Annotated in this window: 23 protein-coding genes and 1 pseudogene; 16 read left to right on the top strand and 8 right to left on the bottom strand. The window is 62.7% G+C overall.

From position 1 onward, the window contains the following. Positions 1–50 precede the first annotated feature (50 nt). Positions 51–1,229, top strand: a complete 1,179-nt coding sequence (locus J3485_RS25045) for a YncE family protein (RefSeq protein WP_206957018.1) — start codon at positions 51–53, stop codon at positions 1,227–1,229. 33 nt (positions 1,230–1,262) lie between these two features. On the opposite strand, the gene J3485_RS25040 is transcribed toward J3485_RS25045, so the two are convergent. Next, positions 1,263–1,670, bottom strand: coding sequence for a DoxX family protein (locus tag J3485_RS25040; RefSeq protein WP_206957017.1), 408 nt, complete (start codon positions 1,668–1,670; stop codon positions 1,263–1,265). A 98-nt stretch (positions 1,671–1,768) separates the two neighbouring features. Between J3485_RS25040 and J3485_RS25035 the strand changes: the two genes are divergently transcribed. The 5 genes from J3485_RS25035 (at position 1,769) to J3485_RS25015 (ending at position 9,292) form a co-directional block, all read left to right on the top strand. Beyond that, positions 1,769–2,665: a LysR family transcriptional regulator gene (locus J3485_RS25035; protein WP_206957016.1), complete on the top strand. Its 897-nt coding sequence runs from the start codon at positions 1,769–1,771 to the stop codon at positions 2,663–2,665. A 167-nt stretch (positions 2,666–2,832) separates the two neighbouring features. Next, positions 2,833–3,966, top strand: coding sequence for a porin (locus J3485_RS25030; protein WP_206957015.1), 1,134 nt, complete (start codon positions 2,833–2,835; stop codon positions 3,964–3,966). 451 nt (positions 3,967–4,417) lie between these two features. Next, positions 4,418–7,813, top strand: a complete 3,396-nt coding sequence (locus J3485_RS25025; protein WP_242538924.1) for a bifunctional diguanylate cyclase/phosphodiesterase — start codon at positions 4,418–4,420, stop codon at positions 7,811–7,813. A gap of 4 nt (positions 7,814–7,817) precedes the next feature. After that, a complete protein-coding gene (locus J3485_RS25020) occupies positions 7,818–8,705 on the top strand; it encodes a glycine-rich domain-containing protein (protein WP_206957014.1) in 888 nt (295 codons plus the stop codon). Positions 8,706–8,974: 269 nt separating this feature from the next. Then, on the top strand, positions 8,975–9,292 hold the full coding sequence (locus J3485_RS25015; protein ID WP_206957013.1) for an RING finger protein: 318 nt from the start codon (positions 8,975–8,977) through the stop codon (positions 9,290–9,292). A gap of 30 nt (positions 9,293–9,322) precedes the next feature. On the opposite strand, the gene J3485_RS25010 is transcribed toward J3485_RS25015, so the two are convergent. From J3485_RS25010 to J3485_RS24990, 5 genes are all read right to left on the bottom strand, one after another. Next, the gene (locus tag J3485_RS25010) at positions 9,323–9,727 is read right to left on the bottom strand and encodes a response regulator (protein WP_206957012.1); all 405 of its coding nucleotides are present in this window, start codon (positions 9,725–9,727) and stop codon (positions 9,323–9,325) included. A 162-nt stretch (positions 9,728–9,889) separates the two neighbouring features. Further along, positions 9,890–10,537: a response regulator gene (locus J3485_RS25005; protein WP_206957011.1), complete on the bottom strand. Its 648-nt coding sequence runs from the start codon at positions 10,535–10,537 to the stop codon at positions 9,890–9,892. Continuing rightward, positions 10,534–12,717, bottom strand: coding sequence for a PAS domain S-box protein (locus J3485_RS25000; RefSeq protein ID WP_206957010.1), 2,184 nt, complete (start codon positions 12,715–12,717; stop codon positions 10,534–10,536). Before J3485_RS25000 ends, J3485_RS25005 begins: the two co-directional genes overlap by 4 nt. A gap of 311 nt (positions 12,718–13,028) precedes the next feature. Then, a complete protein-coding gene (locus tag J3485_RS24995; RefSeq protein WP_206957009.1) occupies positions 13,029–13,229 on the bottom strand; it encodes a hypothetical protein in 201 nt (66 codons plus the stop codon). Between the two features lie 277 nt (positions 13,230–13,506). Further along, entirely contained in the window at positions 13,507–13,929 is a 423-nt protein-coding gene (locus J3485_RS24990; RefSeq protein WP_206957008.1) for a response regulator transcription factor, read from the bottom strand. A 255-nt stretch (positions 13,930–14,184) separates the two neighbouring features. Here J3485_RS24990 and J3485_RS24985 point away from each other — a divergent pair, with 255 nt between their 5' ends. Next, positions 14,185–15,651 carry a PAS domain-containing sensor histidine kinase gene (locus tag J3485_RS24985; RefSeq protein ID WP_445267855.1) on the top strand — a complete coding sequence of 489 codons (1,467 nt, stop codon included), beginning with the start codon at positions 14,185–14,187 and terminating at the stop codon, positions 15,649–15,651. 89 nt (positions 15,652–15,740) lie between these two features. Here J3485_RS24985 and J3485_RS24980 read toward each other — a convergent pair whose 3' ends face one another. Beyond that, positions 15,741–16,595 (bottom strand): MipA/OmpV family protein, encoded by an 855-nt coding sequence (locus J3485_RS24980; protein WP_206957006.1) that lies wholly within the window; start codon positions 16,593–16,595, stop codon positions 15,741–15,743. A gap of 264 nt (positions 16,596–16,859) precedes the next feature. On the opposite strand from J3485_RS24980, the gene J3485_RS24975 reads away from it, so the two are divergent. Next, positions 16,860–17,360 (top strand): hypothetical protein, encoded by a 501-nt coding sequence (locus J3485_RS24975; protein ID WP_242539066.1) that lies wholly within the window; start codon positions 16,860–16,862, stop codon positions 17,358–17,360. 107 nt (positions 17,361–17,467) lie between these two features. Here the strand turns inward: J3485_RS24975 and J3485_RS29340 are convergent, their stop codons facing one another. Next, on the bottom strand, positions 17,468–17,602 hold the full coding sequence (locus tag J3485_RS29340) for a hypothetical protein (RefSeq protein WP_277991646.1): 135 nt from the start codon (positions 17,600–17,602) through the stop codon (positions 17,468–17,470). Positions 17,603–17,860: 258 nt separating this feature from the next. Between J3485_RS29340 and J3485_RS24970 the strand changes: the two genes are divergently transcribed. The 8 genes and pseudogenes from J3485_RS24970 to J3485_RS24935 all read left to right on the top strand — a co-directional run bounded on the left by J3485_RS24970 (position 17,861) and on the right by J3485_RS24935 (position 24,171). Then, positions 17,861–18,415, top strand: coding sequence for a ferritin-like domain-containing protein (locus J3485_RS24970; protein ID WP_206957004.1), 555 nt, complete (start codon positions 17,861–17,863; stop codon positions 18,413–18,415). A gap of 68 nt (positions 18,416–18,483) precedes the next feature. Further along, positions 18,484–19,047, top strand: a complete 564-nt coding sequence (locus tag J3485_RS24965; RefSeq protein ID WP_206957003.1) for a type 1 glutamine amidotransferase domain-containing protein — start codon at positions 18,484–18,486, stop codon at positions 19,045–19,047. 43 nt (positions 19,048–19,090) lie between these two features. After that, on the top strand, positions 19,091–19,372 hold the full coding sequence (locus tag J3485_RS24960) for a DUF1488 family protein (RefSeq protein ID WP_309477080.1): 282 nt from the start codon (positions 19,091–19,093) through the stop codon (positions 19,370–19,372). Positions 19,373–19,472: 100 nt separating this feature from the next. Further along, positions 19,473–20,084: a hypothetical protein gene (locus J3485_RS24955; RefSeq protein WP_206957002.1), complete on the top strand. Its 612-nt coding sequence runs from the start codon at positions 19,473–19,475 to the stop codon at positions 20,082–20,084. A 312-nt stretch (positions 20,085–20,396) separates the two neighbouring features. Next, positions 20,397–20,768 (top strand): hypothetical protein, encoded by a 372-nt coding sequence (locus tag J3485_RS24950; RefSeq protein WP_206957001.1) that lies wholly within the window; start codon positions 20,397–20,399, stop codon positions 20,766–20,768. A gap of 176 nt (positions 20,769–20,944) precedes the next feature. Further along, positions 20,945–21,103, top strand: a complete 159-nt coding sequence (locus J3485_RS24945) for a DUF1328 domain-containing protein (RefSeq protein WP_206957000.1) — start codon at positions 20,945–20,947, stop codon at positions 21,101–21,103. Positions 21,104–21,151: 48 nt separating this feature from the next. After that, positions 21,152–22,246: pseudogene (gene ligD, locus J3485_RS24940) on the top strand (DNA ligase D); the annotation flags it as partial. Positions 22,247–22,374: 128 nt separating this feature from the next. Further along, positions 22,375–24,171, top strand: a complete 1,797-nt coding sequence (locus J3485_RS24935; protein WP_206956998.1) for a thiamine pyrophosphate-requiring protein — start codon at positions 22,375–22,377, stop codon at positions 24,169–24,171. Positions 24,172–24,204: the final 33 nt, after the last annotated feature.

Here is a 24,204-nt window from a genome sequence, read left to right as displayed (position 1 = left end):
GTCGTCTTCGCGAGTGCGCGCGGCGACGATCTTGAATACTGGGAGATCTCATGGGCTTGAAAACATATCGCGATACGTGGCTCGCTTCATCGCTCGGTGCCGTGCTTGCCGGGGCATGCATGGCGTGGGTGCCGAGCGGCGCTTTTGCATCGACGGTGCAGACGGTGCCGGGTATGCCGAGCGTCGTCGATGCGTCGAATCTCTACAGCGAGGCGGGCGCGAACCATCTGAGCGCGGCCGTCCGCGGCGCGCTCGCGCGCGTGTATGTGCCGAATCTTCGCTCGAACGACGTCTATGTCATCGATCCGGTGACGTTCAAGGTCGTCGACAAGTTTCCGGTCGGCCGCAGTCCGCAGCACATCGTGCCGTCGTGGGACTTGAAAACGCTTTGGGTGACGAACAATGCCGAGGGCCGCACCGACGGCAGCCTGACGCCGATCGATACGATGACCGGCAAGCCCGGCAAAGCGATTCCCGTAGACGATCCCTACAACATGTACTTCACGCCCGACGGCAAGCAAGCCATCGTCGTGGCCGAAGCGCACGCGCGGCTCGATTTCCGCGACCCGCATACGATGCAGTTGCAATCGAGCCTCGAGGTGCCCGAATGCAAGGGCATCAATCACGCCGATTTCTCGATCGACGGCAAGTACGCGATCTTTACCTGCGAATTCGGCGGCAAACTCGCGAAGATCGATATGGTGAACCGCAAGGTGATCGGTTACTTAGAACTCCAAAAGAATGGGATGCCGCAAGACGTTCGCATCTCGCCCGATGGGAAGGTGTTCTACGTGGCGGACATGATGGCCGACGGCGTGTACGTTATCGACGGCGACCGCTTCACGAAGATCGGCTTCATCGAGACGGGCGTGGGCACGCATGGGCTCTATCCGAGCCGCGACGGCACGAAGCTCTATATCGCCAATCGCGGATCGAATCGCGTGCATGGGCCGCGGCACGGCAAGGGTAGCGTGTCGGTGCTCGACTTCGCCACGCGCAAGGTCGTTGCCACCTGGCCCATCCCCGGAGGCGGCAGTCCCGACATGGGCAACGTGAGCGCCGACGGCAAGACGCTCTGGCTCTCCGGTCGTTTCGACGACGTCGTCTACGCGATCGATACGACCACGGGCGCCGTCAAGTCGATCCCGGTCGGCATGGAGCCGCACGGGCTCGCCGTATGGCCGCAACCCGGGCGCTATTCACTCGGGCATACGGGCAACATGCGCTAGATTGCGCGCGGCGCGATAGTCGCGCCGACGGGATTAGGCGTTGCGCTTGGCGGGGCGCAGCGCATAGGCGCCGTCGCCGAGCAAGAACAACACGACGAGCGAGATCGCCCAAAACGCGGGATATTCCCAGCCGCCGCCCTTGTTCGTGAACAGCCAACCGTTCGCACCGTGAACGAGGACGATCGTGCCGAGCATCTCGGCGGCAAGCGGCAGCGCCACCCACGATGCGTAGATGCCGAGAATCAGCGCGAGGCCGCCGAAGAGTTCGAGTGCGATCGTCAAATACGCGGCGACGGCCGGCAGCCCGAGCGACGCGAAATAACCGACGAAGCCGGGCACGCTGAATACGAACAGCTTCAGGCCCACGTGCGCGAGAAAGATGATGCCGAGGCTGACACGCAGCAGCAATGCGGCCAGTGGAGCGGTTTTGTCGTTGATCATGATGTTTTCCTTTGAGAATCGCGCAACGATACGTTTGTCGGGTCGCCTGATCAACTCGGCTATGATTGATCCATCATTTACTGCTGGTTGATGATCGGATGGATACGCTGACGAGCATGCGCGTCTTTCGCTTGGCGGTCGACGCCAAGAGCTTCGCCGCGGCCGCGCGTCGGCTGGACATGTCGCCGGCCATGGCGAGCAAGCACGTCATGCATCTCGAGCGCCGCCTGGGCACCTTGCTGCTCAATCGAACGAGTCGTCACCTGAGTCTCACCGAATCGGGCGCGACGTATTTCGAGCACGTGCGCCAACTGCTCGACGAACTCGACGACGTCGAGTCGGCGGTCAGCCAATCGACGGCGGCGCCGCACGGTACGCTCAAGCTGAGCGTACCCGTATGGATGGCCAATCCGGATTTCGTCGGCGTCCTGAACGATTACCGCACGCGCTATCCCGACGTGCGTTTCGACGTCGATTTGTCGGGCCGCTTCGTCAATCTCGTCGAAGAAGGGTTCGACCTTGCACTGCGCGTGACGAATCCGCTTTCATTGGGGCCTGCGCTGATCGCGCGGCCGATCGCGCCCGTGACGTTCCATCTCGTCGCTTCGCCGCACTATTTGCGCAAGGCCGGCGCGCCCGCCGATGCCCAAGCGCTTGCGCGCCATATGATGCTCGGCTATTCGGCGTTTCCCGCGAACAGCGCGCTCGAAGCGGAAGGGCCGCGCGGCATCGAGGCATTCAAGTTCGATCCCGCCTTGCAAACGAACAATGAGACACTGCTCCGGCTGGCGGCGCTCGAAGGGATGGGGCTCGCGTTCCTTCCCAAGGTGTTGATCTCGCGCGATCTCGAAGCGGGTACGCTCGAGGCCGTGCTCACGGATTATCGCTTTTTCGGTACCAAACTCTATGGCGTTTATCGCCATCGCCGGTATCTCTCGTCCAAGGTGAGAACGTTCCTCGATTTCCTCTGCGACGACGCTCGTTTGCTCCTGTGACGTTGGCACCTGTCAATTTTGGTAGTACGTCTAGAGGCGTTTCGATGTTGCAATTTCGATCGAGCGCTACTAGGGTCCGTCTTACAAATCCTAATGCGTGCTCGGTGACTCGGCTCTCGTGAGCGCCGGTATGTGTCGTTTTAGCGGCTACATGCAACGGAGGCGCGATGAACACGTCGTATCGTTGGGATGGATGCTTGCGTGCAACGACTGCCAAGAGCCTGCTCATCGGGGCGACTTTGTTCGGGGCCATCGGCGGCGCATATGCTCAAGGCACGGTTCAGCTCTACGGCATCGTCGACGATGCCTTGACGTCCGTGACGAACGAAGGCGGCAGCCACATATGGTCGCAAACGAGCGGCGTTGGGCAATCCGACCGCTGGGGGATGCGCGCTGTCGAGCCGCTCGACAACGGATGGCAAGCGATCTTTCGGCTCGAAAACGGCTTCACGCTCAACGACGGACGGCTTTCGCAAGGCGGCCTCGAGTTCGGCCGCCAAGCGTTCGTCGGGCTCACGAGCGATCGGTTCGGTACCTTGACGTTCGGCCGCCAATACGACTTCATGACGACGAACCTCACGCAATTCGCGGCCGGCACGTTGACGCCCTCCGTCTTCGCTTTTCATCTAGGCGATCTCGATCGACTCGGCGCAGAACGTCTCGACAATGCGGTTCGCTATGTGACGCCTGGCATCGGCGGCTTTCAATTCGGCGCGCTCTATTCGTTTGGCGGACAGCCGGGCAATTTCGTCGCCGACAGTGCCGTTGCGTTCGGTGCCACGTACGCGCAGGGTCCGCTCAAAGCGGGCGCGGCTTATATCGGCCTCCATAATTTCACGGCGGCATTCGGCATCGGAACGACCGTGCTCGGTACGCCGCTCGTCGGCACGGGTGCGCAGGGGCTGCTATCGCCATTTCAAGTCTTCGACAAGCTGACGGTCTCGGGTGTGGGTGTGGGTTACCAATGGGGGCCGGCGTTTTTGCACGGGCTTTTCACGCTCGTCGATTTCAGCCAGAACGGAGCCAGCGCTTCATTAAGAACGGCCGAGGGCGGAGTGAAGTACTCATTGACTTACGCGCTTTCATTGGCGGGCAGCTACGGCTACTCGAAGCTCGGTCAAGCACATTGGAATCAAATCGTGGGTGGTATCGATTACTCCTTATCAAAACGAACCGATATCTATTGCAATGCAGTTTTATTGCGCGCGAGCAGCGGCGTACAGGCGCAATTATTTTCCCTTCCCGCCTCGAGTTCCAATTCGCAAACGGTTGTTTCAATCGGCATGCGACATCTATTTTGACGGTAACTATTGCTGAAACTGAGTCATTCCACGATCGGCATTCGCCAATGCACGGCCCCGATGCGGGCGTGCGCTACGAATAAAGGGTTTTTGTCGATAGGGTTTCTTTGACTTGAATCAACGTTCTCGGACGTTATTCTTCGTAAAAAAGAGCCTATAAGAAAACCTACTTCAATCGCGGCACCCAACGATGCACGAGGGTAGCCGTTCCACTTTGTCGCTCGCTCTGTCGGGCGCGTGTACCGGCACTAGACGAGTCGGATGACCGACCGGCCCGGTAATCGATTAACGAACGTTTGCGGCGTAAGGCGTCGCCGATCCGATACGTGCAGCGCTTTATGGCCTGTGCGTGGCGGCACGCGCGCGTCGACCTCGCATCCGGCGATGGACCGATCTTGCTGCGCGGTCTTTGGGGAATGATGTGCGCGAAGTATTCGAACGGATGCGGCATATGTGTCGCGATTGGTACGCTCAGGGGTTCGCCCTCGGCGTGCTGGTGCTTGCGCTGACTATCACGCTGACCGTTTATTCGATTTGCGGCCAGTTCGTCGAGCGGGAGGCGCGGTTGCGTTTCGATAACGATTCGCGCAGCGTCGAGCAGCAAATCGCGGTGCGTGTCCGGCTATATACGGATGTGCTCGTGACGATGCGCGCGCTGTTCGGAGAAGACGACAGCGTGACGCGCGGCGAGTTTCGCGATTTCGTCGACGGACTCGATTTGCGGGGGCGCTATCCGGGTTTTCAAACGTTGAATTACGCGACCTATGTGCGCAGTGCCGACGTGCGTGCGTTCGTGACCGCGCAGCGTAAGGACGAGACGCTGCGGCAGGCCGGCATCGATTTCTCGATTCGGCCGCCGGGCTTGCGCGACGGCTACGACGTGCTCACGTATCTCGAACCGCTCGCGCCGAATCGCGAGTCCGTCGGCATCGACATGGACGCGGAGCCGCATCGGCGCGCGGCCATGGAGACGCTGCGCGATACCGGCGAGCCCATCAGCAGTGGGCGATTGATTCTCGATGATCGCGGCGCGCGGTTCGTCGGGCTGGCGATGCGTATGCCGGTCTATCGCAAGGGAATGCCGACGGCGACCGTCATCGAGCGCCGCCGCGCCTATGTGGGCTCGGTCGGCGCCGGCATTCGCGTCAACGACATGATGGACGGGTTGCTCAGCGCCGAGACGTTGCGTGTCATCAAGTTCAAGATTTACGACGCCGGCAGCATGGGCGGGCCGGCAGCGCCGCTCACGAACGCGTCGTTGCTCTACGACAGCATCAATGGCGCGGCGAGCGCTCGGCCGGGCTTCTCCATCGGCATTTCGCGCGTGTCCACGCATGCGGTTGCCGCCGTCGTTCCGCGTGCGCCGCGCGCGGTGCGCCCGGTCAGGCCCGCCACGCTGCAGCGGCAGGCGCAGCAGCCGTTTGCGGGGCGACGCTGGGTGATCGTGTTTTCGGCGGACATGAGCGCGCTCAGCGGCACCCAACGCGTCTTGCCCGATCTGGCGCTCTTCTCGGGCCTGCTCATCAGCGCCTTGCTTGCGGGTTTGGCCTATGCGTTGTCGAGCTCGCGCTCGCGCGCCGTCAAGCTTGCCGACACGATCACTTACGATCTGCGCGAGAGCGAAGCGGCGCGCGCCGAAGCCCAACGAATCGCGCATCTGGGCGATTGGCGCGTGAATGTCGATACGGGCTACGTGCACTTGTCCAGGGAGATGGCGCGCCTGGTCGGTCTGAGGCAGTCGACGCAATCGCTCAAGGCGCTGTTGCGCGCACTCGACACGTCCGATCGCCACGCGTTGCTCGAGCAAGCGAAGCGCACTGTGATCACGCGCCAGGCATTCGAACTGGAGTGCCGTTACAGCTCGCGGCGCGGGCGGCGCGGCTGGTTGCGCGTGATCGGCCATGCATACGGGCCCGCGGGCGCGCGCATGCTGCGCGGTACCGCGCTCGAAATCACGAAACAGAAATCCATCGAACGGGCGAGGGATCTCGAACATGCGTTTACCTTGTACCTCGCCACCGCGGGCAACGAGTTCGACGTCTGCCGCCATCTGATCGAATCGGTCGTGCGTGGCATGGATTGGGATGCGGGTGCGTTTCGCCCGACGCCTGCCGGCGTGAAGCAACTGCTGTGCGCCACCTCGAGCGCTATCGAAGGCGACTTGGAAACCTGGCTCATGGTTCATGGGCCCAGCGTGACCAGCGAAGACGATGTGCCGGCCACGCCGCGGTGGATCGTGTCCGGCCGCGGTGCCGCGCGCGTGAGCGGCGAGAGTTGGCTTGCGCAGGCCGACATCGCGACGACGTTCTCGTTCGCGCTGCGCCTGGGCTCGGTCATCGTCGGCGTAGCCGAGTTCTATTCGCGCGAACGGCGCCACGCGGAGCCCCAGGCGCTCGTCATGGCCCGCTCGATCGTCAGCCAGATGAGCCATTTCCTGCAGCGCCGGCAAGCCGAGGACAATCTGCACTTCCTCGCCACGCATGACGCGTTGACGGGACTGCCCAATCGCTTGATGTTCCGCGAACATCTGGATGAGTTGCTCGCGCGCGCGCGGGCCGACGCCACCGCATTGCACGTGCTCTTCATCGATTTAGACCGGTTCAAGGACGTCAACGATTCGCTCGGGCACAACGTCGGCGACTTGCTGTTGCGCGCCGTGGTGGCGCGATTGCACGATGCTTTATCCGAGGCCGATATGATTGCGCGGCTCGGCGGCGACGAGTTCGTCGTGCTCGTGAAGCAACAAAGCGATGGCGTGGCCCTCGTCATCGAAACGATCGATGCGATTCAAGCAGCGCTCGCGCAGCCGTTTCCGATCGGCGGATCGCAACTGCAAGTCAGTGCGAGCATCGGCGTGAGCTCGTTCCCCGGCGACGGCGACGATGCCCAGACGCTGCTCAAGCACGCCGACATGGCGATGTACGGCGCGAAGCAGCGCGGCAAGAACACGTATCAGATGTATATGCGCCAGATGAGCATGTCGTTGCATCGGCGTGTGGAGATGGAGACGCAGCTTCGCCACGCCGTCGAAAACCGCGAATTCACGCTCGTTTATCAGCCGCGCATCGATCTGCGCTCGAATCACTGCACGGGGGTCGAGGCGCTGTTGCGCTGGAACAATCCGACGCTCGGCGCGGTTCCGCCCAGCGATTTCATTCCCGTTGCCGAGGAGACGGGCGCGATCGTGCCGATCGGTGCGTGGGTGTTGCGCGAGGCGTGTCGTCAGGGGGCCGAGTGGCGTGCCCGGGGGCTGGCGCCGATTCATATGGCCGTCAATTTGTCGGCCCGGCAATTCGCCGATCCGCATCTTCACGAAAGCATTCTCGACGCGCTCGTCGACGCGGGGCTGCCCGGCGAATACCTCGAGCTCGAGTTGACCGAGAGCATGGTGATGCGTCATCCCGAGCAAGCCGTGCGCTGGCTCACGGCGATCAAACGGACGGGTGTGCGGCTGTCGATCGACGATTTCGGCACGGGCTACTCTTCGCTCGCCTATCTGAATCGCTTCCCGATCGACGTGGTGAAGATCGACCGGTCGTTTATCCGCAACGTGCCCGATAGCCACAGCGATACGCAGATCACGAGCGCGGTCATCGCACTGGGGCACAGCCTCGGGCTGGCGGTGATCGCGGAAGGCGCCGAGACGCAGAAGCAAATCGATTTTCTCCGCAAAGAAGGCTGCGACGAAGTGCAAGGCTACTTCTTCAGCCGTCCTATTCCCCCCGCCGATGTCGAGAGCTTTCTCGGTCGCGTGGCGGATCCCGGTCTCGCGTCTCAGACGAGATCGTTACCCAACGGCGCCAAAGTCAATCGACTGGAGCGCTCTCATTACGTCTTGAAGGAATAGCATCATGCAGACCACAAAACGGGGTATCGCCGACATGTATCGAGCCATCGACGAGCTCGATTTCAGCCAGATCAAAGCGAAGCTCATGCATCGGCGCGATGGCGTCATCGCGTTGCGGCAGGTCGAGCGCGCGGAGGCTGGGTATCGGCAATTCTTGAAGCTTGCGGCGAAACATCCAGATGCGCCGATTGTTCCGAGCGAGGAAGTCGACGAGTTCTGGCACATGCACATCCTCGATACGCAGCGCTATAGCGCCGATTGCGAGCGGATCTTCGGCTACATGATCCATCACAATCCGTATATCGGAATCAATGGCGCCGAAGACGAGGCCCGTCTTTTTGCCCTTGCCGCGGCCAGCAATGAACTGGCCGAGCACGAGTTCGGCGAGGGAGCGTATTGCGTGAAACCGGAGGCGAAGGGCGATGCGGCAGCGTATTGCGTGAAGCCCGAAGCGAAGGCTGACGCGCCAGCGTATTGCGTGAAGCCCGAAGCGAAGGCTGACGCGCCAGCGTATTGCGTGAAGCCCGAAGCGAAGGCTGATGCGGCAGCGTATTGCGTGAAGCCCGAAGCGAAGGGCGATGCGGCGGCGTATTGCGTGAAGCCCGAAGCGAAGGCTGATGCGCCAGCGTATTGCGTGAAGCCCGAAGCGAAGGCTGACGCGGCAGCGTATTGCGTCAAGCCTGAAGCGAAGGCCGATGCAGCGGCATATTGCGTGAAGCCCGAGGCGAAGGGTAGTGCCGCGGCATATTGCGTCAAGCCTGAAGCCAAGGGCGATGCGATTGCTTACTGTGTGAAGCCCGAGGCCAAGAGCAATGTCGCCGCATATTGTGTCCGCCCGGAGGCGATTGCCAGGCGCCCCGTCGCCGCACTCATGCTGCAGCGCGGCGCCTAGGTGTTCGACGCGTCGAACGGGGCGAGCCCGCACACAGGCCGCCCCGCGCGCAGCCGATGCTTCGATTCGACGCCCACACTCCCCGTTGTTCGTGTTTACCCGTCGGCCCTGCCGTTCGGTTCCCGCCGCTCGGCCGTTGCGCCGTCACGCTCCGTTGACCCAAGTCAAGCCGCTTTCGTTTCGCGCCGCCAAGATGGGAGTCGGCGTGTCACTACCCTGTGCGCGCTGCTTTCAGCTAGCAGGCGGCGAATCGGTTTGGGAGACGGTAAATGGGAATCGGCATGCAAATCGTGTATCTCGGATTTGCCGGGGCGGCACGAATAGAGGCCGAGGCAGGTGTCCAATTGTTGCGGCTCATGCGCTTTGCGTCGCACGTGAGCGCCTGCCATCTCGCGATCGAAGCCCTACATGGCCCGAGCGGCACGTATTACGACGCGCGGCTCGACATCGTCACGCCCGAGAAGGAATGGATCCCGTTGCCTCATTGCTCGGAGAAGGAACCCGAGGCCGCCGTGCGCGCTGCCTTCGATTATGCCGAGCGCGAACTCGGTCACCGAGGCAAAGACTTGCCTCGGCTCAATAAGTAGGAAAACCAAGAGCAATGTTTTGGCGGGCGCTCAGGCTGCGCCGTCGATTTTCTCGCGCGCGAGACGCGCGATCGTTTCCATCGCGAGATCGAACTCGGTCGTCTTGTCGAAGAAGAAATCGGCGCCGGCCACGACGCTCGCTTCGCGGAACACCGGGGACGCATAGTTCGTCAGCACGATCGTGACGATGGGGTCGGTGCGATTGCGCAGGGCATGGAGCAGATCCATGCCGTTGCTGTCGATCAAGCGCAAATCGAGGATCACGGCTTCGGCGTCGGTTTCTTCGATTCCTCGCAGCGCCGTCTCGACATCCTCGGCCTCGCCCACGATGTGGGCGGCACCAGTCGGCCCGATATGCTGGACCAAACGTTCGCGCACGAGCGTCGACTCGTCGACGACGAATACTCTCAGCGGTGACGGGGTGCTTGAGTCCATGGGCACAGTATCGTCAGCGCTTTATCAAATAAATATCGGCTCGGTAGGAATGTGTTGTAGGCCGCCGCGAAGGAATTTGTAGGGTTACGCCTACAAGCCGTGCGGCCGGCCCGCGCGGTGGGCCTTCGGTGCAATGTCGACGAAAGATGGCGTTACGACTCGTTACAAGTCTTCGCTGTCCTCGAAAAGTTTGTGCTGGATTGCATAGCGGACGAGGGCGGCTTCGTGCGGCATCTGCATCTTTTCGAGAATGCGCGTTTTGTAGGTACTGACGGTTTTGGCGCTGACGCAAAGCTCATGCGCGATCTCGCTGATCGTCTGGCCGGCCGCGATGCGCCGGAAAACGTCGAATTCGCGATCGGACAGCCGCTGATGAGGCAGCATATCGGTCGGCTCGTTCAAGCTTTGCGCGAGCCGTTCGGCCATCGACAAGCTGACGTACACGCCGCCCGCGGATATCTTCGTCAATGCCGATACGAGTTCTTTGCTCGCGCTTTCCTTCGTCAAGTACCCCGATGCCCCGGCCTTGAAGGCGCGCACCGCGTATTGCTGCTCCGCGTGCATGGTCAGCACCAGCACGCGCAGCGCCGGCAATTCGTCCTTGATCTGCTTGACGAGTTCGATACCGTTGCGGCCCGGCATCGATAAGTCGAGTACGAGCACGTCGGCCTGCGTGCCGCGCACGAGCGAGATCGTCGTCGGCCCGTCGTAAGCTTCCCCGACGACTTCGAACCCGCTCGTGCCCTCGAGGATATGGCGCAAGCCATCCCGGACGAGCGTGTGGTCGTCGGCCAGCAGTACTTTTGTCATGGCAGAGCCTCTTCCTGTTGTATTGCGGCGAGCGGGATTCGCACCGTCAGCGCGAATCCCTGCTTCAGCGCGGTTTCGACCGAGACCGAACCGCCCAGGATATGCGCACGTTCGCGAATGCCCAGTAACCCGAAGGATTTTTCCCCGTGTCCTTCATTGCCCTGCGCGCCTCGCGCGCCGCACCCATTATCGGCGATGCGCAGCAGGCATTGGTCGTCCTCGGCGACGAGCGAGATCGACACGCGAGTGGCTTCCGCATGCCTTGCCACGTTCGTCAGCGCTTCCTGCACGATGCGAAAGAGCGTTGTCGCGCCGTTGCGCGAGAACTGCGCGCCGCCGGGCTCGATGCGACGCTCGATCTCGATGCCGTAGCGGGTCGTGAAATCGGTCAGCAGCCAATCGATTGCCGGCAACAAGCCGAGATCGTCGAGCATGACGGGCCGCAAGTCCGCGGCAATGCGGCGCACGGAGCCAACCGTCGAATCGATCAGGCGGCGCATTCCGCTTAGCTGCGTCAGCACGGGCGGCGGGGCGCTCGGGATGTCGGCGAGCGATTGCTCGACCGAGGAAAGATCCATCTTCAATGCCGTGAGCTGCTGGCCGAGGTCGTCGTGCAGCTCGCGTGCGATCCGCGTCTTTTCGTCTTCGCGCACGCTTTGCAGATTGGCCGACAGTTCGCGCAGCTCTTGCTGGGACGCCTTGAGCGCATCCTCGGCACGCACGCGTTCGGTCACGTCGCGCATCATGACGGTATAGAGCTTGCCGTGGGCGTCGAGGATTTGCGAAATCGAGGCTTCGATCGGAAACTCCTCGCCGTCGGCGCGAAGGCCCACGAGAACCGGCTGCTGCCTTCCCATCTTGCGCTCGGTGACGCCCGTCTCGCCGAACCGCTCGACGTGCTTGCGATGGGCGTCCCGAAAGCGCGCGGGGATGAAACGGTCGATGGACATGCCGATCGCCTCCATCGCCGAACAGCGGAGCACCTGCTCCGCAGCCGGGTTGAACATGACGATGCGCTGCTGCTCGTCGAGCGTGATGATCGCCTCGCTCGACGAGCGGATGATCGCCATCAGCCGCGCCTCGTCCTGCGACGCGCGCGAGCGCGCCAATCCGGCCTCGGCAAGCGTCGTGCCGCGTTTGCGCACGAAGACGAAAATCGCGATGCCGGCGATGAGTGCGGCTGCGAAGCCGGCCGACAGGATCGCACTGCTGCTGAAATCGGCCGACGTCGCGAGCGAGGGGTCGCTCGTCGCATAGGCGAGCGACAGCGCTTCTCCTCCGAAGCGCAGCATATCGGTGCGGTGAAAGCGCGGTAGGCCTTCGTCTTGCGCGCCGAGCGGCACGCCGGGCGGGTAGAGGGCCATCGGCGGCGCTCCGCCCAAGACGTGGAGCGCCATGCGCGGCTCGTGCGCGGCGACGCTCGCGAACAGGTACTCGGTGTCCAATCGTGCGAGTGCGAAGCCGATCAGCGCGGCACGCCGTGCCGGTTCGAGCGCGGGCGGCGGCGCGGTACGGTAGACCGGCAGATAGAGGTCGACGCGCGCGCGCGGTTGGCCTTCGGCAGGCTCCGTTTCGTTGGCGCTCTCGCGCGGCATGGGCCGGATCGACATCGCCACTTGACCGCTGTTGACCGCGCGCATCAACGCGGCGCGCGTGACGTCGCTGACCCCGAGGTCGCCGTCGTCAGGCGTGTCGCCTCGCGGCGGCCACATCAGTACGGTATGCGCGAGCGCCTCGGGTGCCGCGGCGGCGCTGGCGCCCGAGGGCGCCGCGGCGATGGCGGACGACGCGTCGGCGTAGCCGAGCGTTCGCACGCAGGGCGGGGCGTCGTCCAAATCGAGCCGCGAAATGTATCGGTCCCACGCGTCGGGGGACGGTGTGCCGTCGCCAGCTTGCTGAGCTTGTGCGACGACGAAGCCGCTCGCGCCGCGGAGCAACTCGGTGCAAAGCAGCAATTCGCGCCTCACATCGGAGGTGACATGCGAGGCGCGAGCATCGAAATTCGCCTGAGCGACATCGAGCAAATGCTCGCGCACGATCGTCGCCGAGATGAATGCGGCGAGCAAGACGATGATGGCGGTGGCGGCCGCCGCCAGTAGCGGGCCGCGCAGCGGCGCGTCCGGCTTCGTTCTGTTGCCGGGCGGCGTGGCGGAGGGTGACGGGTTTCCTGCTGGGGGCATGCGCATCCTGCGGGTAAACGCTTTCCCGCGTCGCCTGAAAAGCGGGCGCGGGGCCGAAAAGTCGAGCCGGCGATCGCGTTTTGCGCGAATCCGTAGACTTATGACAAATTGTCCTAGATTAGCGTCCGGCTGCCAATTATGACGCAGCGGCGGGCTTGCAAACCGTCCTGCGCCGATCCGCGGTCAGCGCGAAAGGGCTCAGGAGGAAGAATAGGTCAGAGAAATGAAAGACGTCCGCTTGCTTGCCGTTATGCCGGCCGAGGGCTCGACGCAGGCATGCGTGCACCGCCTCTCGCGCATCGCGGATCGGCTCAGAGGGGAATGTCGGCCGCGAGCGTCGCACGCAGCGCGTTGACGAAACGCAGGAACGACGTCAGCGAGCCGGCGACGCTTTGATATTTCTCGCGGCCGATCTGGCCGTCGAGCGTCACGAGCAGGCCGGCGCTGCGCGCGAGTTCGAGAATGTCGTCGACCTCGTCGGTCGTGGCTTGATTCGCGGCTTGGGTCGACATGGCGGTTCTCCGTATGGCGTTTCGTCGGGGGCCGGGCGATGAGGTTTTTCGTCCGGCTCCGCGGATGCGGTATCCGATGTCTGAAGTATTGGCCGCGCCGCGAGCGCTGAAAATAAGGCCTCGCTGAAGATCGCGTAGGCGGGTGGGTATCGGTGTCGGCATTCGCCTACAGGCCGCGCCATTCAGCCAAACGCAGCGCGACGCAGCCGCCGCGCGTCACCGCCGCGGTCATGGGCCGAACAAGAAAGCGGATCGACAGGCGGCGGATGGCCGCCGCTCAAGACGAGGACGGCGGGGACGATGCAGGCGGACAGCGGCGGGCAAGCTCGCTCAGCGCCGCATGCAGTTGGCCGAACTCGCCGGCCTTGTCCAGAAAGAGCCGCACGCCGAGGCCATAGCAAACCTTGCGCATTTGCGCATAGGCCGAATTGCTGAGCACGATGACGGCCGTCGCGGGCCGGTGCTCGTGCAGCCACTTCAGAATCGTCAGGCCGCTCGTGCCTGCTTTCAACTGCAAATCGACGATGACGACGTCGGGCTCGTTCGCGTCGATGGCGGCAACGGCCGTGGCGGGTTCGTCGGCCTCGGCCACGATTTGCGCGCCGGGGACGGTCCGCACGAGGTCGCATAAGCGCTCGCGGATCGGCGCGTAGTCTTCTACGAGTAGCACCTTCATGGCATAAGAAGAAAGCGATTTCAAGGAGATGCCTCGAGTGTCAGGCAAACCGCTCCCCCTGGAAATCAGCCGGGGACGTGATTCGTGTCCGGTTTTCGGCCCGGCTGTCAGACATGCCTTACAGGCATTGCGATGCAAACGTTTGCTCTTGGCTGTGTCGTTTCATGGCGGCGAGTGTCCGCGAGCGCTAGACTGATGTATCGCTCGCCGCGGAGCCGGTCCGTGAACATTCAGCCGACACTATCGAATGGCCCTGCCGACGAACCGTCGCTAGCCCGCATTACGCCCGAGAATCGCTACCGTGTCCTCGTCGACGCGATCAAGGACTATGCGATCTTTCTGCTCGACGTAAAGGGCCGGATTGCGACGTGGAACGCGGGTGCCGAGCGAATCAAGGGCTATCGCGCCGAGGAAATCGTCGGGCGCCATTTTTCGGTGTTTTATCCCGAGGAAGTTGCGGCGCGCGGCTATCCGGGCGAGCAACTGCGACACGCTGCCGAAATAGGGCGATGGGAGGACGAGGGCTGGCGCGTACGCAAGGACGGCACGCGTTTTTGGGCCAACGTGGTCATCACGGCGTTGCGCGACGAGGCGGGCGAGCTCATGGGTTTCGCCAAGATCACGCGCGACTTGACCGAGCGCCGGCGCAACGAGGAGCAGTTGCGGCGAAGCGAAGAGTCCATGCGGCGGCTCATGGATGCCGTCGAAGATGCGATTTTCATGCTCAATCCGCAGGGACAAGTGACGAGTTGGAACGGCGGCGCTACGCGCGTGCTCGGCTTTCATGCGTCGGAAATCATCGGCCGGCACTTTTCGCGCTTCTATCCGATCGAAGACATCGCCGGGCGCGAGCCCGAACGCGAGTTGAACGACGCCGCCGCCCGCGGTCGCATCGAGAAAGAGGGATGGCGCTTGCGTAAAGACGGTTCGCGTTTTTGTGCGAACGTCGTCGTGACCGCCGTGTATGGCGTGGACGGAGAACTCGTCGGGTTCGCGAAAGTCGTGCGCGATATCACCGAGCGCAATCAGTTGCGTCAGCTCGAATACGCCAGCGAACTGGCCGCGCGCATCGAAGCGATGCGCGAAGACGAGAAAAAGCGCATCGCGCGCGAATTGCACGACGACCTCGGACAGCAGCTTACGGCGCTGAAGATGGACTTGACGACGCTGAGCTCCGACGATGTGCCGATCGCCGCCGATCCGGTCGATGCGCTCGAAGCGGTGCGGACGCGGGCGCTTGCGATGCGCGAGGCCGTCGATCATGCGATCGCGTCCGTTCGGCGGCTGGCGGCGGGGCTGCGTCCCGCCGTGCTCGACGACCTCGGCTTGCTGCCTGCGCTCGAGTGGCTCGTCGACGATTTCCGTCAACGGTCGCGGCTGCGCATCGACATTGCGAGCAACGCCGAAGACGTCGCGTTCAACGAGAGCGGATCGACGGCGATCTTTCGGATCGTGCAGGAGGCGCTGACGAATGTCGTGCGGCATGGGCATTGCGCGACCGCGGTCCAAATCGACCTGATGTGCAGCGCGGCGATGTGCGATGTCGCCATTCTGGACAACGGTATCGCGATCGAAACCCCGGCGGCCGAGCAAGCGGGGCGTCCGAGTCCCTCTGGGCTGGCGGGTATTCGCGATCGGGTACGCCGGCTTGGCGGTTCGGTCGTCATCGGCAGCGGGGCGAGCGGTGGATTCGCCATCCGCTTGTCGGTGCCGCGCGAGGCTGTCGCAGCCCCGCGCACGCGGTGATTCCGATCGTTCTCGCGCGAACCTATTCGACCGCTTAGGCGTAGGCAGCGGCGCTTGGGCGGTCAGAGCGGTCAGAGCGGTCAGAGCGGTCAGAACTGATAGTTCACCGATACGTCGAAGACCCCGGATGCCCGCGTTTGCGTGATCGGGCTATGCGCGGCCGCACCGACGAGTTGCTGGAACGCGCCGTCGGCACTCAGAATCCAATGCTTGTTCACCGTCCACGAGGCTGAAACGCCGAAGCCCACGGAACGGATGCCGGCCGATGCATCGTATTGGCGATAGCCCGAGTTCGCCGACTGGGTAGCGTTCACGCCGAACCAACTATTCATATAGCGCGAATCGGCGATGGTCATCGTGGGGCCGGCGAACCAAGCGAAGCTCTGCGAGCTGCCCGGCATCGGCATGTAGGCGCCCAGATCGCCGATCCAGCCATTGTCTCCGCCGAAGTTGCGACGCAAATCGGCGCGCAGCACGAGTGGAAACGATTTCGAAATCGCATATTCGCCGAGCAGCCGCAGGCTCGGCGCCGGATTGATGTTACCCATGCCTTTCAAGTGATCGAGGTCGTCCGCCGCGCGCCGCCCGAGATCGTAGGCCGCCGCCACGCCCAAGCGCCAGTTCGGCCCCGTGAGGACGTTCATGCCGAGACCTTCCCCGGTGGATAGGAAGAAGCGGTCGCTATAGCGGATGTCGATGCTCGGGCCGGCCAGCATGTGATAACTGTCGGAACCATCGTAGCGTGGCTGAAAACTCGCCGATGGGCCGACGCGGATACGCCACGTCGGCAGTTGCGGCGTAAACATCTGCTCGAGCAGGATGCCGGATGAGTATTGCCATTCGGCGAGCGGCGAGGGCGTCTGCGCATAGACCGATGCGGGGGCAAAGGCCGCGAACAGCGCGCCTGCGACGGCGAAGCGCGATGCAGCGTTGTAGGTCGACATAGCTGTTTTCCTTATTCGATATCGTTGCCGATACCGCTACGGAACGTCTGGACAAATCGTGCCAGAGCTTGGAGCAATACGCATGCCGTTTTTTTGTCGCAGTGGGTGACGCATGCAATCATGCGGGCGCGTTGCCAATGCCGATATGTCGTGATCCAATTGCGCCGGGCCGACGCCGATCCGGCCAGGCCGCAATCGTGCATTCGCGCAGGAGGGGTCATGAAGCATTTGCTGCATGCATGCGTCATCGCCGTCGCCGCAGTGATGGCAGCGCCACCCGCGTGGGCGGGCGCACCGCGCGCGAATCGCGGCAACGATCCTTTTTTTCAGGTCTCGCAAGCCGTCTCCGCTTGCCCCGTTCCGCTGGGCCCGATGGAGACGGAGCAGGAATGGCTGGGGGAGTCGCATTACCGGATCGAACGCGGCAATAGCTGTTGGTGGGAAGGGCGCTGCCGGCTCTCGAATAGCTACCTTTATGACAAGGAAATCGAGGAGGCCGTCAAGCGGCGTTTGACCAACGTCGAGCCGTCGATGCATTGGCGCGAACGCACGACACTGTGGCTGATGTTGCAACGACGTTTCGTTTATGTGCAAGGCTGTGTCGCGCCCGGCTTCGACAAGCAGGCTTTTTTGTCGGAGCTGGCCAAGACCGCCGACGTCGAGCGGATCATCGACGAAACGACGACGAATCCCGCCTCGAATACATTGCCGTATCGCACGCAGGCCGATCCTGACAAGCCCGCTGACTTCAACGAGGGCGGCTGACGCTGCGGCTCCGGTCCATCGCCGCAATCGCCGAAAACACGGGGCCCGGGTCGTCTTCTCATTGGTCTCGACTCGTACCGCGCATGCAGTTATCCGTTTTTCCGTGCTCAGGCGCGTGAGCGTTTGTAGCGTTTCATCAACGGCATGGCCCCCGTCAGCGGCAGCCGTTTGAACAGGGAACTCGTGATGCCGATGGCGACGAACATGCCGCCGACGATGAAAAACCAGATCGTTTCTTGCATGCAGTCCGTTCGAGCGTGGGGTTGCGCTTGCGATTGCGCGATGTCGCCGGCGCCGGCGAATTCGAACGCGCCGGACGAAGGGTAAGCAGGCTGCGTCCGCTCATCTTCGATGCAATGGACATGCCAACGCGTGTGCGCGAGCTCGTTTGTTTTGGCACGGATGATGCATGCCAAAACGCGTCGCGAGCGGGTGGGCCATGTAGCCGTCGTTCGTGGGCGAAGCCGTGTTTCGTAAATACAAATCGATGGAGAAAACCCATGGCGAATCAACCGTTTTTGTCGGACGTCCAGGCCATTCGCAAGCGTGCGCGCCAGCATATCGAGGATGGAGCCGTGACCGCCGGCTATCAGGCCGATCGCGCAACGGTGCTGAAGTTGCTGAACGAAGCGTTGGCGACCGAGATTGTTTGCACGCTGCGCTATCGCCGTCACTATTTCATGGCCAAGGGCATTCATTCGAAGAGCGTCGCGGACGAGTTTCTCGAGCATGCGAACGAAGAGCAGCAGCATGCGGACCAGATTGCCGAGCGCATCGTCCAACTCGGCGGCGCGCCGAATTTCTCGCCCGACGGCTTGCTCTCGCGCAGTCATGCCGAGTATGTGGAAGGTACCTCGCTGGAAGACATGATCAAGGAGGACCTGATTGCCGAGCGTATCGCGATCGACAGCTATCGCGAGATCATCGACTATCTCGGCGAGAAGGACCCCACGTCGCGGCGCGTGATGGAAAGCATCTTGGCTGTCGAAGAGGAGCACGCCGACGACATGGCCGATCTGCTGGCCGGGCTGCCCGGCGACTTGAAAGCGCACTGAGTGAGCGTAGGCACCGCATTTGCTGCGGGGCATGCAGCACTTCACTTCATTGCAGAGGAGTGGCGCCGATGATTACGAAGACGAAAACGCTGGAAGGTTGCAAGGTCGCCGTGCTGGCGATGGACGGTTTCGAAGAGGCCGAGCTCATCGAGCCGAAGCAGGCGCTCTCGGAGGCCGGCGCATTGGTGCATGTGATTTCGAAGAAGCACGGTCAGATCCAAGGCTTTCGCCACATGGAACGTAGCGGCATGGTGACCGTCGATGCGACCTTCGATCAAGTGCGGCCCGAGCAATACGATGCGGTCGTGCTGCCGGGCGGGGTCGTCAACAGCGATGCGATTCGCACGGTGCCCGAGGCGCAGGCGTTCGTGCGTGCGCTCGACGAGGCACACAAGACCGTGGCCGTGATTTGTCATGGCGGCTGGCTGCCGATCTCGGCCGGTATCGTCAAAGGACACACGATGACGAGCTGGCCGAGCTTGCAGGACGATCTGCGCAATGCGGGCGCGACCTGGGTCGACGAGCAAGTCGTCGAAGACGGCAACTTCATCTCGAGCCGCAAGCCGGACGATATCCCGGCATTCAATCAGAAACTGATCGCCCAGCTCGAGCATCGAGGGCAGGCGCGATGAGACGGCAACGATGCGTGGCGCGAGATAGACGGCGGGGCCAGCCGTGCGCGTGACGTTCGCCGACGATGATGTGCCTGCGTTCGACGGCGCGCAGATGGTCGTGCGATTCATCGCCGTGGTCGACGGCGTGCCGCTCTCGTGCGCGATCACGGCGGAAGCGCTCGAGGATCACTTCGGCGCGGGCTCGACGCTCGAAGCCGAACTCCTGCGCGCCTACGAGGCGGGTCGCGAGCGAATTCGCGCGGTGTGTCGGCGAGCCATTGAAGAAAGCGGCGGCGCGGCCGTCGTCCTGCGCAGCGGCTTGTTTCGAATCGAGCGTGCTTGATTGTCGCGCGATTGTCGCGCGTGAGGGTGGGCACCCGGCCCGGCGCGCGACGATTCGAATCGCGAATGAACGGGAATGAACGGAATAGGGAGGACGTGTCATGTCGTTGATCGTCGCAGGCCGCTTTACGACGTTCGCCGAGGCCGAGACGGCTGCCAATCGGCTGTTCGCTGCGGGGTTCGTGCAGGAGGACGTTACGCTGTTCTTCGTCAACCCGCGCGGACAGCACGCACGTTTCCCGATCGGCGGAGACGAGGATGCGGACCCGCAGGCGGCGCATGCGTCGAAAGGCGCGGGCAAGGGCGGCGCGATTGGTGCGGTGATCGGCGCCGTGGTCGGCGTGGCATTGTTCAGCGCGTTTTCTTCGCCGTTACTGATCCTCGTGGTGGCGGCGGGCGTCGGAGCCTACATCGGCTCGCTGGTTGGCGCGATGTCGCATACGCGCGGCGGCGGCAAGGTGCCGGAGCACCAAGTGCCCCATGAATCGCGCGATTCCGGAGTGCTCGTTGCCGTGCATGTCTCGCCCGACAACCAGCAGGAAGCGGCTCGCGTGCTGCGCGAGGCCGGCAGCCTGGAAGTGGAGCGGGCCCATGGGCGGTGGCAGCATGGCCGCTGGGCCGATTTCGATCCGACGAAGGACGTGGAGCCGATCGGAAGCGAGGCGATTCGGACGGCGCCGATGCAGCAATCCGAAGCGCAGGTCCGTCGTTGACGGTGTGGCCTCTGCAGGAAGTGCCACGCAGTCTCAACATTTGGTTCGATGGGTTTTGCCGGTCCTCCGCAAGCGTCCGCGCAATTTGCCGGGCGAGCGCGCGCGCATTGAGCCGTTGTAAAGTCGATTCCCATGAGTCGGGTAAGGGACGGCGATGATATGGGGCGACTGAAACGCGCGGGATCGGGTGCGGCCGAACTCGTGCTTTGGGAAGAGCAACACGGCCGCAGCAGTTCGGCGATCTGTTATCCGAACGTCAGCAGTTGCATTACAGTGACGGCGCGCGTGTCGACAGGTGTTGCCGGCGTTCATTTGACGATCGCGACTGAAGCGGAGCTTATCGAACAAGCGCTCGCACTGCTAAAAAGCGACGGCGCCGCTAGTGCTCAGTACATCTATGTAATCGGTGCGATTCGCCGCTTCAAAATCGGTACCCGATACGCCGGCGTCGATACTAGAAAGAAAATGAGCGCCTTGATCCGCGGCGCGATCAACCCGCATGCAAAGGTTCTTTTCTTCGATACCGCCACCTGCAAACAGGATACTCACATCATCGTGCGCTGCAGCGGCACGCAACTGAGTGCCGCCTGGGTGGACAGCTCGGTCGCTCGTGTTCGCGGCGCGGCGTTTCCCCAACTCGAGGGCCTTGTGCAAATTCCCACGTCCTCCTTCGAGCAGCGGTAACCGTTGTAACGAGCGACGTCGGTGATCGGCTCGCTTACAGCTCGCTCCGTGGGCATGCGCATTGCAGTATCGGATAGAGCGTTGCTTCGAATAAACCACGACGCTCGATGCTTGCCGCGAGGAGAGCGCGGCGGCGACGCCCCGGCCGGCGTGCCGGCATTCATCAGGAGGACGCCATGCTTCGATATGCACTCATCTTCTTCATCGTCGCGATCATTGCGGCTGTCTTCGGTTTCACCGGCATTGCGGCCGGCGCGGCCGAGATCGCGAAGATTCTGTTCTTCATTTTCCTCGTCATTTTCTTGGCAACGCTCTTGATCGGCGTATTCAGGTGACCGCGGCAAGGAGAATGATGGCCATTGCCTTTGCAGGGATTACGAGCGCTTTGCAAGGAATGCAGAGCGCTCGTGCGAACGTCGGACGCTCGTCACGTCATCGGCCTGCGTCGCGACAAGCCCGCGCGCGACGCCGTTCAGGAAGCGCCGCAAAAGTCGCCCGACGTGGACGAGAAAATCAGAAAGAATGCGAACGTCGTGAAAACGATCAGGACAACTAAGCAATCTACCGAACCTTTGAAAGAGGGCGATACGGTTTCGGGCGTGCGCATCTCGCATCCGGCGCGCACGATCGACAAGTCGATCGGATTCACGAAGGGCGACTTGGTCCGCTACTTCGAATGGATTGCCCCTTGGTTGTTGCCTCATGTCAAAGGGCGGCCCGTTGCGCTCGTACGAGCGCCCGAAGGCATCGATGGAGAATTGTTCTTTCAGAAGCACAGCAATCGTCTTTCGATTCCCCACGTCACGTCGCATGAGGGGCTTGACCGCGGCCATCCGCCGCTGATTACGCTGGACCGCGAGCACGCTCTGATCGGTGCGGCGCAAATGAGCACCGTCGAGCTGCATACCTGGAATGCGGTGGCATCGAGCATCGAGAAGCCCGACCGCATCGTGTTCGACCTCGACCCCGATCCGAAGCTCGGCTGGGATCGCATGATCGAGGCGGCACAGCTCACGCGCGAATTGCTGGCTGCGCTGGGCTTGCAATCGTGGTGCAAGACGAGCGGCGGCAAGGGGGTGCACGTCGTCGTGCCGCTCGCACGCCACGCGGGATGGGACGAAGTCAAATCATTCGCGCAGGCGGTCGCACAACATATGACGACGACATTGCCCGATCGCTTCAGCGCGAAGATGGGCGCGCAAAATCGACGCAGCCGAATTTTTGTCGACTACCTGCGCAATAACAGGGGATCGAGCACGGTTGCCGCGTTCTCTCCGCGCGCGCGGCCCGGTATGGGGGTGTCGGTGCCGCTCGCGTGGGACGAACTCGCCGGCACGACGGACGGAGCTCAATGGACCGTCGAAAACATTCACGAACGGCTCGAAGCGTTGAGCGCCGATCCATGGGCCGACTACGTGAGCACGAAGCAGCGGATCACGCGTGACATGCGCGCTCGCCTGGGCATGAGCGGCACTTGAGGCGGCACTTGAGGCGGCACTGAGGCCGCACTGAGGCCGCACTGAGGCCGGCGCCGGCGCGTCTTTCTTTGCGGGCGTGCTTCTTGCGCGACATCGAGTCTCGAAGACCGACTATATCGGAGGCACAGATGGCGCAAACGGTGGGCGACTTCATTGTCGAAAGATTGCACGAATGGGGCGTGCGGCGCCTATTCGGCTACCCCGGCGACGGCATCAATGGTTTGCTCGGCGCATTGCGGCGCGCGGGCGGCAAGATTGAATTCGTGCAGGCGCGCCATGAAGAAATGGCCGCGTTCATGGCGAGTGCACATGCCAAGTTCACCGGCGAACTCGGCGTTTGCCTCGCGACTTCGGGCCCCGGTGCGGCGCATCTCGTGACAGGCTTGTACGACGCTCGGCTCGATCACATGCCGGTGCTCGCGATTTGCGGACAGCAGGCGCGCTCGGCGCTCGGCTCGCACTATCAGCAGGAAGTCGACATCGTTTCCATGCTCAAGGACGTGGCAGGCTCATACGTGCAGCAGGCGAGCGTGCCGGCTCAAGTGCGGCACATGGTCGATCGTGCCGTGCGCATTGCGCGCTCGCAGCGTCGCGTGACGGCGATCGTGCTGCCCAACGATCTGCAGGACGTCGAATACTCGCCGCCGCCGCGCAAGCACGGCACGGCCCATTCCGGTGTCGGATATTCGCCGCCGCGCATTCTGCCCCAACCCGCCGATCTCGCGCGCGCAGCCGAGGTGCTCAATGCCGGCGGCCATGTCGGGATCCTGGTAGGCGCGGGCGCACTGCATGCCACGGACGAAGTGATTGCGGTAGCCGAACGGTTGAAGGCGGGCGTCGCGAAGGCGCTGCTCGGTAAGGCGGCGGTGCCCGACGAATATCCGTGGGTCACGGGCTCGATCGGCTTGCTCGGCACGAAGCCGAGCTGGGAGATGATGACGCATTGCGACACGTTGCTCATGATCGGCTCGGGCTTTCCGTATTCGGAGTTCCTGCCTAAGGAGGGCCAAGCGCGCGGCGTGCAGATCGACATCGGTGCGGACATGCTGAGCCTGCGCTATCCAATGGAAGTGAGCTTGGTCGGCGACAGCGCGGAGACGCTGCGCGCATTGCTGCCGCTGCTCGATCAAAAGACCGACGAGGCTTGGCGCAAACGTATCGAGGGATGGACCTCGGAATGGTGGGCGACGCTCGACAAGCGCGCGAAAGAACCCGTCAAGCACGGTGTCAATCCGCAGCGCATCTTTACCGAACTATCGCCGAGACTGTCTTCGGACGTGATTTTGACGAGCGACTCCGGTTCTTGCGCGAATTGGTACGCGCGCGATCTGAAGATTCGGCGCGGCATGATGTGCTCGCTTTCGGGCGGACTGGCCTCGATGGGGGCGGCGGTACCTTATGCGATCGCCGCGAAGTTCGCGCATTCCGACCGTCCCGTTATCGCGATGGTCGGTGACGGTGCGATGCAGATGAACAACATGGCCGAGCTCATTACTGTCGCGAAGTATTGGCAGCAATGGAAAGACGGTAGATGGATCTGCATGGTCATGAACAACGAAGACCTCAATCAGGTGACGTGGGAGCAGCGCGTCATGGAGGGCGACCCGAAGTTCGAAGCCTCGCAGGACTTGCCGAACGTTCCCTATCACCGTTTTGCCGAATTGATCGGGCTCAAAGGGATTTATGTCGATACGGCGGAAGCGATCGGTCCTGCGTGGGACGAGGCGCTTTCGGCCGGGCGGCCCGTCGTGCTCGAGGTGAAAACCGATCCGGACGTGCCGCCGCTGCCGCCGCACATCACGCTCGCGCAGGCACGCAAGTTCATGCGCACGCTGATGGAAGGCGATCCCGAAGAAGGCAGCATTCTCGTCAACACGGCCAAGCAGGTCATGGCATCGGTGCTACCGGGAAAGAAGGAGTCCTAAGTAATGGCAATGGCGCGATGACGCTATCGTGTT

Origin of the sequence: Trinickia acidisoli (genome assembly GCF_017315725.1) — a bacterium.
In the GTDB taxonomy this organism is placed as follows: domain Bacteria; phylum Pseudomonadota; class Gammaproteobacteria; order Burkholderiales; family Burkholderiaceae; genus Trinickia; species Trinickia acidisoli.
Note: the sequence above shows the minus strand (reverse complement) of the source record. Positions and strands in the feature narration are given on the sequence as shown.

Bases quoted from the DNA above. Each gene is read 5' to 3' on its own strand.
- J3485_RS24935 (WP_206956998.1), top strand. From the start codon at position 22,375: ATGGCGCAAACGGTGGGCGACTTCATTGTCGAAAGATTGCACGAATGG.
- J3485_RS25020 (WP_206957014.1), top strand. From the start codon at position 7,818: ATGCAGACCACAAAACGGGGTATCGCCGACATGTATCGAGCCATCGAC.
- J3485_RS24980 (WP_206957006.1), bottom strand. From the start codon at position 16,595: ATGTCGACCTACAACGCTGCATCGCGCTTCGCCGTCGCAGGCGCGCTG.
- J3485_RS25000 (WP_206957010.1), bottom strand. From the start codon at position 12,717: ATGCCCCCAGCAGGAAACCCGTCACCCTCCGCCACGCCGCCCGGCAAC.
- J3485_RS24965 (WP_206957003.1), top strand. From the start codon at position 18,484: ATGATTACGAAGACGAAAACGCTGGAAGGTTGCAAGGTCGCCGTGCTG.
- J3485_RS25010 (WP_206957012.1), bottom strand. From the start codon at position 9,727: ATGGACTCAAGCACCCCGTCACCGCTGAGAGTATTCGTCGTCGACGAG.
- J3485_RS24970 (WP_206957004.1), top strand. From the start codon at position 17,861: ATGGCGAATCAACCGTTTTTGTCGGACGTCCAGGCCATTCGCAAGCGT.
- J3485_RS25040 (WP_206957017.1), bottom strand. From the start codon at position 1,670: ATGATCAACGACAAAACCGCTCCACTGGCCGCATTGCTGCTGCGTGTC.
- J3485_RS25035 (WP_206957016.1), top strand. From the start codon at position 1,769: ATGGATACGCTGACGAGCATGCGCGTCTTTCGCTTGGCGGTCGACGCC.
- J3485_RS25005 (WP_206957011.1), bottom strand. From the start codon at position 10,537: ATGACAAAAGTACTGCTGGCCGACGACCACACGCTCGTCCGGGATGGC.
- J3485_RS29340 (WP_277991646.1), bottom strand. From the start codon at position 17,602: ATGCAAGAAACGATCTGGTTTTTCATCGTCGGCGGCATGTTCGTCGCC.
- J3485_RS25030 (WP_206957015.1), top strand. From the start codon at position 2,833: ATGAACACGTCGTATCGTTGGGATGGATGCTTGCGTGCAACGACTGCC.
- J3485_RS25025 (WP_242538924.1), top strand. From the start codon at position 4,418: ATGTGTCGCGATTGGTACGCTCAGGGGTTCGCCCTCGGCGTGCTGGTG.
- J3485_RS24995 (WP_206957009.1), bottom strand. From the start codon at position 13,229: ATGTCGACCCAAGCCGCGAATCAAGCCACGACCGACGAGGTCGACGAC.
- J3485_RS24975 (WP_242539066.1), top strand. From the start codon at position 16,860: ATGGCAGCGCCACCCGCGTGGGCGGGCGCACCGCGCGCGAATCGCGGC.
- J3485_RS24945 (WP_206957000.1), top strand. From the start codon at position 20,945: ATGCTTCGATATGCACTCATCTTCTTCATCGTCGCGATCATTGCGGCT.
- J3485_RS25015 (WP_206957013.1), top strand. From the start codon at position 8,975: ATGGGAATCGGCATGCAAATCGTGTATCTCGGATTTGCCGGGGCGGCA.
- J3485_RS24955 (WP_206957002.1), top strand. From the start codon at position 19,473: ATGTCGTTGATCGTCGCAGGCCGCTTTACGACGTTCGCCGAGGCCGAG.
- J3485_RS25045 (WP_206957018.1), top strand. From the start codon at position 51: ATGGGCTTGAAAACATATCGCGATACGTGGCTCGCTTCATCGCTCGGT.